12 protein-coding genes and 1 pseudogene are annotated in these 13,734 nt (G+C 43.3%); 5 read left to right on the top strand and 8 right to left on the bottom strand.

Features of this window, described 5'->3' with window-relative positions:
* Nucleotides 1–111: 111 nt before the first annotated feature.
* The 3 genes from CO230_RS02420 to CO230_RS02410 all read left to right on the top strand — a co-directional run bounded on the left by CO230_RS02420 (nt 112) and on the right by CO230_RS02410 (nt 3,162).
* A complete protein-coding gene (locus CO230_RS02420; RefSeq protein ID WP_122027142.1) occupies nt 112–1,059 on the top strand; it encodes an ABC transporter ATP-binding protein in 948 nt (315 codons plus the stop codon).
* Between the two features lie 28 nt (nt 1,060–1,087).
* Complete coding sequence (locus CO230_RS02415; protein ID WP_122027141.1) at nt 1,088–2,404, top strand: ABC transporter permease; 1,317 nt, start codon at nt 1,088–1,090, stop codon at nt 2,402–2,404.
* 83 nt (nt 2,405–2,487) lie between these two features.
* Entirely contained in the window at nt 2,488–3,162 is a 675-nt protein-coding gene (locus CO230_RS02410) for a hypothetical protein (RefSeq protein WP_228438168.1), read from the top strand.
* A 111-nt stretch (nt 3,163–3,273) separates the two neighbouring features.
* Here the strand turns inward: CO230_RS02410 and CO230_RS02405 are convergent.
* The 8 genes and pseudogenes from CO230_RS02405 to CO230_RS02370 all read right to left on the bottom strand — a co-directional run.
* A pseudogene (locus CO230_RS02405) lies at nt 3,274–3,927 on the bottom strand (porin family protein); the annotation flags it as partial.
* A 96-nt stretch (nt 3,928–4,023) separates the two neighbouring features.
* Nucleotides 4,024–4,896: a succinate--CoA ligase subunit alpha gene (gene sucD / locus CO230_RS02400; protein WP_122027139.1), complete on the bottom strand. Its 873-nt coding sequence runs from the start codon at nt 4,894–4,896 to the stop codon at nt 4,024–4,026.
* 73 nt (nt 4,897–4,969) lie between these two features.
* Nucleotides 4,970–5,872: an LpxD N-terminal domain-containing protein gene (locus tag CO230_RS02395; protein WP_122027138.1), complete on the bottom strand. Its 903-nt coding sequence runs from the start codon at nt 5,870–5,872 to the stop codon at nt 4,970–4,972.
* A gap of 23 nt (nt 5,873–5,895) precedes the next feature.
* Complete coding sequence (gene efp / locus CO230_RS02390; protein ID WP_122027137.1) at nt 5,896–6,459, bottom strand: elongation factor P; 564 nt, start codon at nt 6,457–6,459, stop codon at nt 5,896–5,898.
* Nucleotides 6,460–6,497: 38 nt separating this feature from the next.
* Nucleotides 6,498–7,286 carry an acyl-ACP--UDP-N-acetylglucosamine O-acyltransferase gene (gene lpxA / locus CO230_RS02385; RefSeq protein WP_122027136.1) on the bottom strand — a complete coding sequence of 263 codons (789 nt, stop codon included), beginning with the start codon at nt 7,284–7,286 and terminating at the stop codon, nt 6,498–6,500.
* Nucleotides 7,287–8,684 carry a bifunctional UDP-3-O-[3-hydroxymyristoyl] N-acetylglucosamine deacetylase/3-hydroxyacyl-ACP dehydratase gene (locus tag CO230_RS02380; protein ID WP_122028861.1) on the bottom strand — a complete coding sequence of 466 codons (1,398 nt, stop codon included), beginning with the start codon at nt 8,682–8,684 and terminating at the stop codon, nt 7,287–7,289.
* On the bottom strand, nt 8,677–9,708 hold the full coding sequence (gene lpxD / locus CO230_RS02375) for a UDP-3-O-(3-hydroxymyristoyl)glucosamine N-acyltransferase (protein ID WP_122027135.1): 1,032 nt from the start codon (nt 9,706–9,708) through the stop codon (nt 8,677–8,679). Before lpxD ends, CO230_RS02380 begins: the two co-directional genes overlap by 8 nt.
* Nucleotides 9,709–9,754: 46 nt before the next feature.
* A complete protein-coding gene (locus CO230_RS02370; RefSeq protein ID WP_122027134.1) occupies nt 9,755–10,978 on the bottom strand; it encodes an HD domain-containing protein in 1,224 nt (407 codons plus the stop codon).
* A gap of 188 nt (nt 10,979–11,166) precedes the next feature.
* Here CO230_RS02370 and CO230_RS02360 point away from each other — a divergent pair, with 188 nt between their 5' ends.
* Both CO230_RS02360 and xth read left to right on the top strand, forming a co-directional pair.
* Entirely contained in the window at nt 11,167–12,708 is a 1,542-nt protein-coding gene (locus CO230_RS02360; RefSeq protein ID WP_122027132.1) for a bifunctional response regulator/alkaline phosphatase family protein, read from the top strand.
* A gap of 113 nt (nt 12,709–12,821) precedes the next feature.
* A complete protein-coding gene (gene xth, locus CO230_RS02355; protein ID WP_122027131.1) occupies nt 12,822–13,586 on the top strand; it encodes an exodeoxyribonuclease III in 765 nt (254 codons plus the stop codon).
* Nucleotides 13,587–13,734 lie beyond the last annotated feature (148 nt).

Genomic DNA, 13,734 nt, shown 5'->3' with positions numbered 1-13,734 from the left:
ACGAGGAGAAAAAGATATAGCGGAAAGCAGGTTCCCGGCTACTGAAGATTCTTCGGGATAAAGCGTAACTTTCAACGGAACTGGCAGACTTATATTTAAATATTTTTTTTGATGCTTAGAGCAGAAAATGTAACGAAAACCTACAACGCCGGCAAAAAACTGGCGCTCGAGAACTTCTCGATTCATGTCCCTGAAGCCAGTATCTATGGACTTTTAGGCCCGAATGGCGCGGGGAAGACTACTTTCATCAGAATCATCAACCAGATTACGCAGGCGGACAGCGGCCATATTCTCATCAATGGTGAAAGGCTAAATCCGCTGCACATCCGCAATATCGGTTATATGCCGGAAGAGCGTGGGCTTTATAAAAACATGTCGGTGGGCGACCAGATCCTGTATTTCGGGGAGTTGAAGGGGATGAGCCGTACCGACGCGCTGTCACAGGCGAAATATTGGTTCGAGCAGTTGCAGATCGACCAGTGGTGGAAGAAAAAACTGAGTGAACTTTCTAAAGGGATGGCGCAGAAGATACAGTTTGTGGTTACAGTGCTGCACCGGCCGAAGCTGCTGATTCTGGATGAACCTTTCTCTGGTTTTGACCCTGTGAATGCCAACCTCATCAAAGACCAGATACTGAACCTAAAAAATAACGGCACGACGATCATTCTATCGACGCACCGCATGGAAAGCGTAGAGGAAATGTGCGATTATGTGGCACTGATCAGCCAGTCTAAGAAGATACTTGACGGAAAGGTGTTTGATGTGCGCGAACAACATAAAAAAAACATCTTCAGCGTTACGCTCTCGGAAACGGATGCCGCCAAGTTTGAAATCTTTAGAAGGCAAGAACATCTAATGAATTTCTCTGAAGAAAATGGCTTGGTGACATTTGACCTTCATAATACTGCAGACCAAAATATACTGTTGCAGGAACTTATGAAGATGGGCAAGATACGTTCGTTCGATGAAAAAATCCCGAGTATGAATGAAGTATTCATCAACGCTGTGGGGAAACCGTATGTGGTGAATGATGAATCGCGAGTGGTAAATCAAGACTAATGGGCTTTATTAAATTATCTTTATGCTAATGAAAAATATTTTTCTCATCACAAAACGTGAATATCTAACACAGGTAAAGAAAAAATCCTTCATACTGCTCACTTTACTGGCGCCATTGCTGGTATTGGGTTTCGGAATGATGATTTCTTTGATGTTTAAAGCCAACGAAAGTTCGAGCACGTTTTATGTGATTGATAAAAGCGGCCTTTTTGAACAGAAACTGCCGCACAGTAAACTCCTTACCTATACCTTTGTACCGCCAGCCAACGAGAAGGCATTGGTAAGCACGCTGAAAGACATGGAAGAGATTGAGGGTTTGCTGATTATCCCAAAACTTCAAGACGCTAATTATCAAACGCTTGAAAAAGAAACCAAGCTTTTACTTAATAAAAAAATAGGTTTAGAAACCAAACTTGCCATCAGCGCCGATCTTTCCCGCGTTATACGCCAGGAAAAGATAAAAAACCTACACATATCTGAAGACGAGATCCGGGACCTTGATAAAAACTTTCAGCTTCAGACACAAAATATCGTTGATAACAAAACAGCTGATTCGGACTTGGATTTCGGCGTAAAATCTGGCCTCAGTATGGTGTTGATGTACGCGGTATTCATGTTTATCATCATCTATGGTGTAAGGGTGATGCGCAGCGTGCTGGAAGAGAAGAACAACCGCGTGGTAGAAATCATCATCTCCTCCGTAAAACCATTTGAGTTGATGATGGGCAAAATACTGGGTGTAACACTCGTAGCGCTTACGCAGTTCAGTGTATGGATCAGCATGTCGGTATTGGGTGCAATATTCCTGAACACCGGTTTCACCGCTCTTCAACAGCGGATCCCAACCGCGGGAGCAGCTGCGGAAAGTGTACAGCAACTTGATTTCAAGCAAATGGCAGGAGAGATATCGAATATTTTGCTGGATATGAATGTCCCGCTGATCATTTTCGTCTTCATCATGTTTTTCCTGTTAGGATATATCTTTTACAGTTCGATGTACGCGGCCATTGGTTCGGCTGTAGATAATGAAACCGAGACGCAGCAGTTCACACTTTTCGCCGTTATCCCTTTAATGATAGGGATGTACGGCAGTTTTACCATTATCAATAATCCGGAAGGGCCGCTCGGGTTTTGGCTCTCCATCATTCCATTCACGTCACCGGTAGCGATGGTGGCACGAATACCGTTCGGCGTGCCGGGCTGGCAGATCGCACTTTCAATAGTGCTACTGGTTATTTTTACTTTTTTGATGGTTTTTCTCGCCGCCAAAATCTACCGTGTAGGCATCCTGATGTATGGCAACAAAGCCAGCGCGAAGGAGATCTGGAAGTGGATTAGGAGTTAAGGTACTTTTAATTAGGAATGTTTTTACTGTAGTATTTTTATTTTCAGTAACTTGGTTAGGTCGAAATTACATAAAATAACCCTATGAAAAAACCTTTCCTTATTAGCTTTGCCGTTTTGTTGCTAAGCTCTTGTGCCTCTACCCTAATTACAAATAAGAACATCACTCCTGCCGAATTACAAAATATCGCTTATCATGAGCCTATTTCAATCATACATCTGATCCAGAAGGGAAATCAGGCTAAAATAAATGATTCTCTTTCACAGGTTTCTACTGCAATATTAGATTCTATTATCGTCAGTTCAAATCAGCCAAGAATTGGCAAGCGTATTGACGTCACCGATCCCAAACTGAAAATGCGTTTGGAAAATGACCTTCTGAAAACCATAAGCGAGATCCGTAAAACCAATAAAATTGAGACTGTAAAAACAACCCCATTAATGGATTCGTTGTTAAAAACCGAGCAGCAGAGATTTGTGCTGTGTATGGTAAATACAGGTTTTGCACGCAGAAAAAACAATTATGGGAACCAAGTGATGAAAGGTATTGGTATAGGCATTCTGACCATGGGAATGTACACGCAAGTCCCAATAAAATCGACTACTTCTACCTACGCCATGATTTATGACGCCCAGAAGAGTTCGGTGGTTTTCTTCAATTACATTCCAGCCATAGAAAGATCACCGGTTGATGAAAAAGTATGGGTAGTAATTATAAACTGCTTTTCGACAAATATTACAACCCAAAATAAGGTGTGACCTGATAGGTCAACGAAGAATCTTACGCCGAAAACGGAACGGATTTACACAACTTATATAAAAAAAGTCCCATCAATGCAGATTGATGGGATTTGTATAATATAATTGCGCTTATTGAAAAATGTAGCTTAGTCCTAGGCTGAAAACCTGCTCGGTTTTTTTCTTCGCGATATTGGGGTCGCTGCCGTTTTCGCTCATCAAGCCTTTGTAGGTATTGCTGAGGCCCAAATCGTAACGTGCTGTTACCTCTAATTGGCGTCGGAAAGAAAAACCAAACCCAAAACCTACCGCAAAATTAAAAGATGAGGCTTTGCCGTTCACCTCGCCTTCCCCTTCTTCGGTATAGCGTTGTGGTGCATCTTTAATGGTTTGGCTCATCAGGAAATTGAACTTCGGGCCGGCCATAGCGAAAAATTCAGATTCCGCTTCTGAAAAATAACCTTTGAAATATACCGGTACACTAAGGTAATGGTTTGCATATACCGCGTCGTACCCCGGATAGCCTTTGGCATCTTTGTCTTTACCGGTTTCGCCCGCTCCCAGGTATTCTACGCCGGGTTGCAGATAAAACTGATCATTATTATCAATAGGAATTAAGGCCAGTATACCGCCAAAACCAGAAAAAATAGGTCCGGATGGGTTGTGTGCGTTGGTGATTCGGGAGTAAGTGGCGCCGCCTGTAAGACCGAAACGGGTGTTTCTGAGATCAATCTGCGCAGACAGCATGGTGGCTGCACAAAGTGCTGAGGTTAGGAATAGTTTTTTTTCATTTTTGTATGTTTATAAGGCAAAGGTATATAAAAATTGCGGGTGCCGATGATGTACACCCGCAATTATAATCTTGCAGTTAGGCGAGTTTTATTAACCTAAAATTTTAGCTACTGTAGAACCAATTTCAGCAGGTGAATCTACTACGTTGATACCGTTCTCGCGCATGATGGCCATCTTAGCCTGTGCGGTATCTTCTGCCCCGCCTACGATAGCGCCTGCGTGGCCCATCGTACGGCCTTTCGGAGCAGTTTGCCCTGCGATGAAACCTACTACAGGCTTTGTAGAACCGCTTTCCTTATACCATCTTGCAGCTTCAGCTTCCAGGCTACCGCCGATTTCACCAATCATTACAACTGCATCAGTTTCAGGATCGTTAATGAAAAGCTCCAGCGCATCCTTGGTTGTAGTCCCAATAATTGGGTCGCCACCGATACCGATTGCGGTAGAAACTCCGTAACCTGCTCTTACTACCTGATCTGCCGCTTCGTAAGTTAAAGTACCCGATTTGGATACGATGCCTACTCTGCCTTTTTTGAATACAAATCCTGGCATGATACCGATTTTGGCTTCCTCTGAAGTGATGATTCCCGGGCAGTTAGGGCCGATAAGGCGGGTGTCTCTGTCAGCGATATAAGCTTTTACTCTTACCATATCTTCCACAGGGATCCCTTCGGTAATACATACGATTACTTTGATGCCGGAGTCTGCGGCTTCCATGATCGCATCGGCAGCAAACGCCGGTGGTACAAAAATGATGGACACATTGGCGCCTGCCTTCTCTACCGCATCTGCCACGGTGTTGAACACTGGTTTCCCTAAATGTTCAGAACCGCCTTTTCCTGGTGTAACGCCACCTACAACGTTGGTTCCGTACTCGATCATCTGCTGTGCATGGAAAGTTCCCTCGTTACCGGTGAAACCCTGTACAACTACCTTAGAATCTTTGTTTACTAATACTGACATGTTTATGTTTTATAATTTATTTTTAAGTGCTGATTACAAAATTACTTAATAATATTGATTTCAGGGTTCACTTCTATTCCAGATTTTTAAGTTTTACCTCCTTTCTCAAATACTGCTTGAATTCCTCCGCAAGGGGCCCGAAATAGGTGCCTTTTTTAAGGCTTCGGTTCACACCGCACTGCGCCAGTATCACCGTGCCGCTTTCCACATGTACACCAGAAGCCATACCGACCTGTCCCCAGATGGTGACCTCATCTTCGATGATGCAGCAGCCTGCAATGCCGGTCTGTGAGGCGATCAACACCTTTTTGCCAATAATGGTATCATGGCCGATCTGAATTTGATTATCTAAAACTGAACCCTCGCCAATCACTGTAGCATCTGTAACGCCACGGTCAATGGTACAGCCGTTCCCGATCTCCACCTTATCTTCGATGACTATGTTCCCGACAGAGATCAGCCGGTCGAAATTACCGTTAAGTTTTCGGTAATAAAACGCGTCGCCACCAATTACGGTATTGCTCTGGATGATGACATTGTCGCCAATCACCGTACGATCACCAATTACCACATGCGGATAAATAAGGCAGTTCTTACCGATCTTCACATCATTTCCGATTACCGCGGTGGGATGAATATGTGTGCCTTCACCTACTTCAAGGTCGTGGAGTTCCTCGGTAAAGTGAGTGAGACGGGTAAAATGGGTATTTATTTTATTGAAATCGCGAAAAGGATCATCAGAAACCAGCAAAGCCTTTCCGATGGGGCAAGGCACTTCTTTATCAATCAGAATGACGGTTGCAGCGGAATTTAGTGCTTTATCGTAATACTTCGGGTGATTTACAAACACGATTTCACCGGCTTTCACCCGATGGATTTCATTGGTACCCAATACAGGAAAATCATCAGCACCCACCATTCGGGCACCGATGATTTCTGAAATGTTCTTTAAAGTTTGGGGTTGATTAAAGGTCATATAAACCTGTGTGATCGCATTATTTATTTAACTCGCTCCAAATAAGTACCGTCTTCGGTATTCACTTTAATTTTATCACCAGCCTCGATGAATAGAGGAACCATCACACGCGCTCCGGTTTCTACGATGGCATTTTTCAGTGCGTTGGTAGCGGTGTTCCCTTTCACTCCAGGGTCTGCTTCTATCACATCAAGATATACAGTGGGTGGGATTTCCGCCGAAAGTGGCATCTCATCCGCCTCTTTCAGAATGATGGTCACTTCTTCGCCAGCTTTCATAAACTGTGCATTTTCTATCATCTCCTTGTTCAGGTAGATTTGTGAAAAATCATCATTATTCATGAAATGGAATCCGTTTTCATCATCGTACAGGTACTGGAATTTACGGGTAATGACCTTTACCTCATCAATTTTATGACCGGCGGAAAAAGTATTATCAAGAACTTTACCATTGGTGACGGATTTCATCTTGGTTCGAACGAAAGCGGGCCCTTTGCCGGGTTTTACGTGCAAAAATTCAATTACTTTAAAAATGTCATTGCTATATTCAATGCACATTCCTTTTTTAATATCGTTGCTTGTTGCCATGTAGGTTTTTTGAGTTTATTTATAATTTAATAGTGATATTATTCTTTACCCGTTCCGTAGCCTTTTACGATACCACGCGGGGAATTTTTTATGAATTCGAGGATCTCATCGCGTTCTACAGTGGGCAACATCTCTTTTTCGATATAGCTGGCGGCCTGCGAAACATTCATTTTCATCTGGAAGATGGCGCGGTAGATGGTTTGGATCTCAAAAATCTTATCATTACTGAAACCACGGCGGCGCAGCCCAACAGAATTGATGCCGGCATAGGTCATAGGTTCTCGCGCTACTTTTACATATGGCGGTATATCTTTACGAACCAACGTTCCACCGGAGATCATTACATGTTTACCGATCTTACCAAACTGATGTACGGCTGAAAGGCCACCCATCACAGTATAGTCACCAATTTCTACGTGTCCGGCAATACCACAGCCATTTACGATGATGACACCATTGCCCAAAACACAGTCATGTGCGATGTGTGAGGTTGCCATTATCAGGCAGTCATTGCCGATTTTTGTGTAGCCTAAGGCTTTGGTGCCGCGGTTGATGGTTACACTTTCGCGAACGGTAGTGCCATCGCCAATAATCACCTGTGTATCTTCCCCATCAAATTTTAGGTCTTGTGGAATTGCTGAAATTACAGAGCCGGGAAAAATACGGCAGTTTTTACCGATACGTGCCCCGTCCATAATCGTTACATTAGGGCCAATCCAGGTACCTTCGCCAATCTCCACATCTCCGGCGATAGTGGTAAATGGCTCCACAATGACGTTTTTCTTAATTTTTGCGCGCTTATCTACAGCGGCGAGTTGGTGTACCATTTAATCCACTTTATTTTTTGCTACCTGTGCCATCAACTCAGCTTCTACTACGATGCTGTCGCCGACATAGCCGTAACCCTGCATGTGCACAATGCCTCTTCGGATGGGTGAAATGAGTTCAATCTTAAATACCAGTGTATCACCAGGCACTACTTTTTTCTTGAATTTTACATTATCAATTTTAATAAAGTAGGTAGAATAGTTTTCGGGATCGGGCACACTGGCCAGCACTAAGATACCGCCGGTCTGCGCAAGTGCTTCCACCTGAAGTACACCAGGCATTACGGGCTCTTTAGGAAAATGCCCAACGAAGAAAGGCTCATTCATGGTGACATTCTTCAGACCCACTACATGAGAATCTGAAAGTTCCAGCACTTTATCAATCAATAAAAATGGAGGACGGTGTGGCATAAGCCTCATTATGCCATTGATATCAAATACCGGCTCTTTGTGGATATCGATATCCGGTACGTTTTTCTTTTTCTGGAGTTTCCACTGGCGGTTCAGTTTCTTGGCGAACTGGGTGTTGACGAAATGCCCCGGCTTGTTGGCGATGACTTTTCCTTTGATCTTCACACCCACTAGCGCAAGGTCACCAATAACATCCAGAAGTTTGTGGCGCGCGGCCTCGTTCGGATAGTTCAATGTAAGGTTATCTAAGATCCCATTCGGGCGAATAGCGACATTGTCTTTTCCAAAGGCTTTTTTCAGTTTTTCAGAGGTATCCGCCGTAAGTTCTTTATCTACATATACGATAGCGTTGGAGATGTCGCCACCTTTAATCAGTCCAGCATCCAGCAGCATCTCCAGTTCATGTAAAAAACTGAAGGTTCTGGCAGATGAAATCTCTTCTTTAAATTCAGAAATATCCTTCATCGTAGCGTTCTGGGTACCAAGAACTTTGGTGCCGAAATCCACCATCGTGGTTACTTCATAAGTATCTGATGGAATAATCGTAATCTCGGAGCCGGTGGTGCTGTCAGTATAATTCAGTACTTCTTTTACGATTAAATATTCGCGATCGATATTCTGCTCTATAATGCCTGCACGTTCGATGGCTTCTACGAAAAATTTGGAAGACCCATCCATAATCGGGGGTTCCGCGCTGTTCATCTCCAGATAGGCGTTATCGATATCACAGCCCACCAACGCTGCCAGCAAGTGTTCGCAGGTATGGATGCGCACACCGAGTTTCTCCAGCGTAGTGCCACGTTCTGTAGTGGTTACATAGTTAACATCTGCTTCTACCTGCGGCCGGCCTTCAAGGTCTGTCCTTACGAAAACAAAACCGGTGTTTTCTTTTGCGGGTTTGATGGTGAGGGTCACCTCTTTTCCGGTATGCAGGCCGATCCCACATAGGGAGACTTCCTCTTTCAGGGTTTTTTGTTTATCACTCACTGGTTTTATCTTTAGCGCTTTTTTCAATGCTGTTAATACGTTTTACGATTTCGGTAAAGTTTCGGAAGTGTACATAGTTGCGGCGATATTCGCTGGCGTTGATGGCTGGTGACCCGTAAAGGATTTCACCGTCTTTGGTACTGGAGTTTACGCCACTCTGCGCCTGCACCCTTACCTGATTACCTATTTGGATATGACCTACGATACCGGCCTGCCCACCAATTTGGTTCCAGTTGCCAATAGTGGTAGAGCCTGCGATGCCTGCCTGCGCGGCGATGACGTTGTGTTCGCCAATCTTAACATTGTGGGCGATCTGTATGAGGTTGTCAATCTTAGTACCTTTACCGATAACTGTTGAACCGATGGTCCCGCGGTCGATACTGCAGTTAGAACCAATTTCTACATGGTCTCCCAATACGACATTGCCCAGTTGCGGTATCTTCTGGTAGCCCTCTTTTGTAACCTGAAACCCAAAGCCATCCGAACCGATGACGGTATTTGAATGGATGACACAGTTATCGCCAATCACGCAGTAATCATAAATCCTTACGCCACTGTAAATAATGCAGTTTTTGCCAATCTTCACATTCTTGCCGATATATACATGCGGATAAATCTGGCTACCGTCCCCGATCTTCACTTTTTCTGAGACACAGGTAAAGGCACCTACATATACATTCTCACCTACACTGGCAGTTTCATGAAATACCGCTCCCTGCTCGATGCCTGTTTTGCGGCCCTGCATGTCGTTATAAAGATTCATGAGCACCTGGAAAGACAGGTACGCATCATCTACAGCAATAATGGTAACGGGATAAGAATCTTTGGTTAAAAGTTTTTCAGAAACAATCAGTACAGCACATTTGGTTTTTTCTATATAATCTGCAAATCTTTCCTGTGCTATAAAGGAAAGATGACCTTCTTCGCAGCTCTCAATAGGCGAAACACCCGTAATCAGGGCATTTTCGTCGCCAATAATTTTTCCATTGATCAGTGCTGCAATCTGCGATGCGGTAAACTCCATATCGTGCAAAGATAAGAATTTCCCAAATATCGCACTTATATTGTACTTAAATTATTGCGTCGGTTTCACGCGGAAAAGCCAGGATATATTTCGTGTTCGGTTGGCTGATAGAAGATGAAAGTATTTGATTTTCAGAATTTTCTAAAGTAATTTTCCGCCCATCCTTCAGCAACAGATAAATAGGCTGCCTGTGCGCGCTGTACGGCAACAAGGACAGGGCAATTTCATCTACCAGTTTCTCACCGTTTTCGATGCCGAAGATTTCATTGGTCTTCTCTTTTTTCTGCTGAATAAAAGCAGCGTCAAAAGGCTTGGAGGAAATTACGGTCTTTGGGAACTGACGGCGGATCACACACTGGCAAAAATAAGACAGCAGAAAATCCTCATGTTCGGCCCACGCCTTCATCGCCTGGATAATATCCGTATCATCCAACTGGGTAAAACGGTGGATATCCTCCGGCGAAGCCGATCCGGAGTGGTTTCTATGTAAAAAATACCGCAGGTTCTCCGAGGCCGGAAGTGCTGTACCTGCCAGCACCAGCTCTTTTGCCCGAGCCAATATCTTCACCAGAAGATGCTCTGCCAAAGCCGAGGTTTTATGGTAATACACCTGCCAGTACATAAACATCCGTGCGGTAAGGAAGTTTTCTATTGAATAAATGCCTTTCGCGTCAATTACCAACTCCTCATCCGACACATTCATCATGGAGATGATACGCTGCGTGTTTACGTTGCCTTCGGTAACGCCAGTGTAAAAGCTATCGCGCTTCAGGTAATCCAACCTATCCACATCTAACTGAGAAGATATCAACTGGTTAAAGAATTTCCGGTGATATTTCCCCTGAAACATTTCAATAGCCATCGACAGTTCCCCTTCAAACTCGTCATTCAGGCGCCTCATGAGCAGCAGCGAGAGTTTTTCGTGATGCCAGTCGTGCATCAACATATTTTCAAGTGCGTGAGAGAATGGCCCATGACCAATATCGTGTAGCAAAATCGCCAACATCGCAGATTTTTCTTCTTCCCGCGAAATTACGGTGCCTTTAAGCTTCAAAGTCTCCAATGCGGTAAACATCAGATGCATGGCGCCAAGCGCATGATGAAAACGCGTATGGGTGGCACCCGGATAAATAAGATTCAGCAAGCCGGTCTGGGAAATACGGCGTAACCTTTGGAAATAAGGATGCTCGATGACATCAAACAGGATTTCGTGCGGTATTTTTATAAATCCGTACACCGGATCATTGATGATTTTAAATTTATTCGTCATGCCAATTTACAGTTCAGATAGCACAAAATTACGCATTATAAAGCATTTCGGGGAGCATTTTGCTGCGACTATTTTTAACGCAACTTTAACGGCCTTTAAAAAAAACTTGGGAATCTTTGTTTGTATTTTTGATGCCATAGAGTTTAAAACGATTAGACCTTGAAACAGAATTATTGAATTTAAAATATATGTCGAAACTGATTTGGATTGATGATGAAGTAGATTTACTGAAACCGCACATTGTATTTTTGGAAAACAAAGGCTACCACATCGTTCCTGTAAACAATGTGAATGAAGCGCTGGAACTAATTGAGAAAGAAAACTTCCAGCTCGCGCTATTGGATGAAAATATGCCCGGCATCAGCGGTCTGGAGGCGATCCCGATGATTAAGAACATAGATTCGGCCATAAAAATTGTGATGGTGACCAAAAATGAGGAAGAACAGATTATGGAACAGGCCATTGGTTCGCAGATTGCCGACTATATCCTGAAGCCGGTGAATCCGAACCAGGTGCTGCTTTCGCTGAAAAAAAACCTTCAGGAAGACACGCTGGTCGAACAAAAAACCATACTTGAATATCAGCAGGAATTCCGGAACCTTTCCATGGAACTCTCTTACATGAGGACCTATCAGGATTGGGCGGAGTATTACAAGAAAATCCTTAATTGGGAAGTAAAGTTCGATAAGGTTTTCGACAATGAATTTGCCGATCTGCTACAGTCACAAAAGGAGGAAGCCAACATCCAATTCTCGAAGTTCATAGAAAACAACTATGAAGAATGGCTGCACGGTAGCGAAAAACCCATGATGAGCCACACCCTCTTCAAAGATAAAATAAAAACCGAGGTCGAAAAAGACAAAGTACTGCTGCTGATGATTGATAACCTGCGGTATGACCAATGGAAAGTCATAGAACCGCTGTTCACCAAATTTTACAATAAAACCTCGGAAGATTATTACTTCAGCATTTTGCCAACCGCCACCCAATATGCACGGAACTCCTTCTTTGCCGGACTTTTACCATCGGAAATCGAAAAACGCTTCCCTGAATATTGGTTCAATGATAACGAAGAAGGCAATAAAAACGAGCACGAGCGCGAATTTTTAGAGGATCAGATGAAACGCTTGGGGCTTTCGAGCAGATCAATGAAATATTTAAAAATCCTTAACGCAGATTTTGAACGGAAAATCCTTGAAGACTTCAACCAGCACAAAAACAACGACTTACTGGTCATCGTATATAACTTCATCGATATCCTTTCGCACGCAAAGACCGACAATGTAATTGTCAATCAGTTGATTCGTGATGATAAAACCTTCCGTTCGCTGACCTACAATTGGTTCGAGAATTCATCGTTGTTGAAAATCATCAAGCAGGCGGCAGAAAATGGCTTTAAACTTGTAATTACCACCGACCATGGGACTATTTATGTAAAAAAACCCAGTAAAGTGGTGGGCGACCGCGAGACATCCACCAACATCCGTTATAAGACCGGCAGAAGTCTGACGTACGAAAACAGCGATGTGTGGGCCATTTCGAACCCTGAAAAACTGTTTTTACCTAAAGGAAACCTTAGTTCGAAATATATTTTTGCTAAAAACAACACTTTTCTTGCGTACCCGAAAAACTACAACCATTTTGTAAATTATTATAAAGAAACCTATCAGCATGGTGGCATCTCTTTGGAAGAAATCATAATACCCATCAGTATTTTAGAGCCCAAATAGTTTTTTCATAGTTTATTTGATTTGGGCGATGAGGCGGAAAAAATCTTCGATTTTTTCCGCCTTTTTTATGGCAGGCCGGTTTCCGCAGCATATAATCCTTATTTTTGCCTTCCATGAAAATCATTTCTTATAACGTCAACGGCATACGTGCGGCTTTCACAAAAAATTTCCTCGGATGGCTACAAGTAGCGGATCCTGATATCATTTGCATCCAAGAAAGCAAAGCCGGTAACGACCAGATCGATATTGAAAGTCTTGAAAGATGCGGCTACAAAAGTTTCTGGCATTCGGCAGAGAAAAAAGGCTACTCTGGCGTGGGCATCGCTTCCAAAACCGAACCCCTGCATGTGGAGCATGGTTGTGGTATAGAAAGCTACGACTCCGAAGGACGGATTATCCGTGCGGATTTCGAGGGATTTTCGGTGATTTCAGTATATGTACCTTCTGCTTCAAATATAGAGAGGCTGAATTTTAAGATGAGTTTTTGCTATGATTTTCTGGCGTACATCAAGAATCTCCGACAAACCATCCCGAATCTTATTATTTCCGGGGATTTTAATATTTGCCATAAACCTATCGACATCCATAATCCAGAAGGACTTAAAAACGCTTCTGGGTTTTTACCTGTTGAGCGAGAATGGCTTACCAAATTCATTGAAGAATGCGAACTGATCGACAGTTTCAGGTTCTTCAACGACCAACCCGACCATTATTCCTGGTGGAGCTACCGGCAAAACTCGCGCGAGCGCAACAAAGGCTGGCGGCTGGATTATAACTTTGTATCTTATCCTTTAAAAGAACAACTTAGGCGTGCGGTCATCCTGAAAGAGGTTTTCCACTCCGACCATTGCCCGGTTTTAGTGGAACTGGACCTGTGATTTTTAAATTGATATTATTTTGCTAATAACTTCGGTTCAAATCCTGTTCATAACCCTTTTATTATCCCATATTATCAAGTTTAGCGCTTTTTCGCTTCAGTTGGTATATTCTTTGTTACGCTGAGCATAGGGCTTCAGAGAAAATACT

The sequence above is a fragment of the Chryseobacterium sp. 6424 genome, assembly GCF_003692615.1.
GTDB lineage: Bacteria > Bacteroidota > Bacteroidia > Flavobacteriales > Weeksellaceae > Kaistella.
The sequence above is the reverse complement of the archived record's forward strand: the minus strand, read 5'-3'. Positions and strand labels throughout refer to the sequence as shown.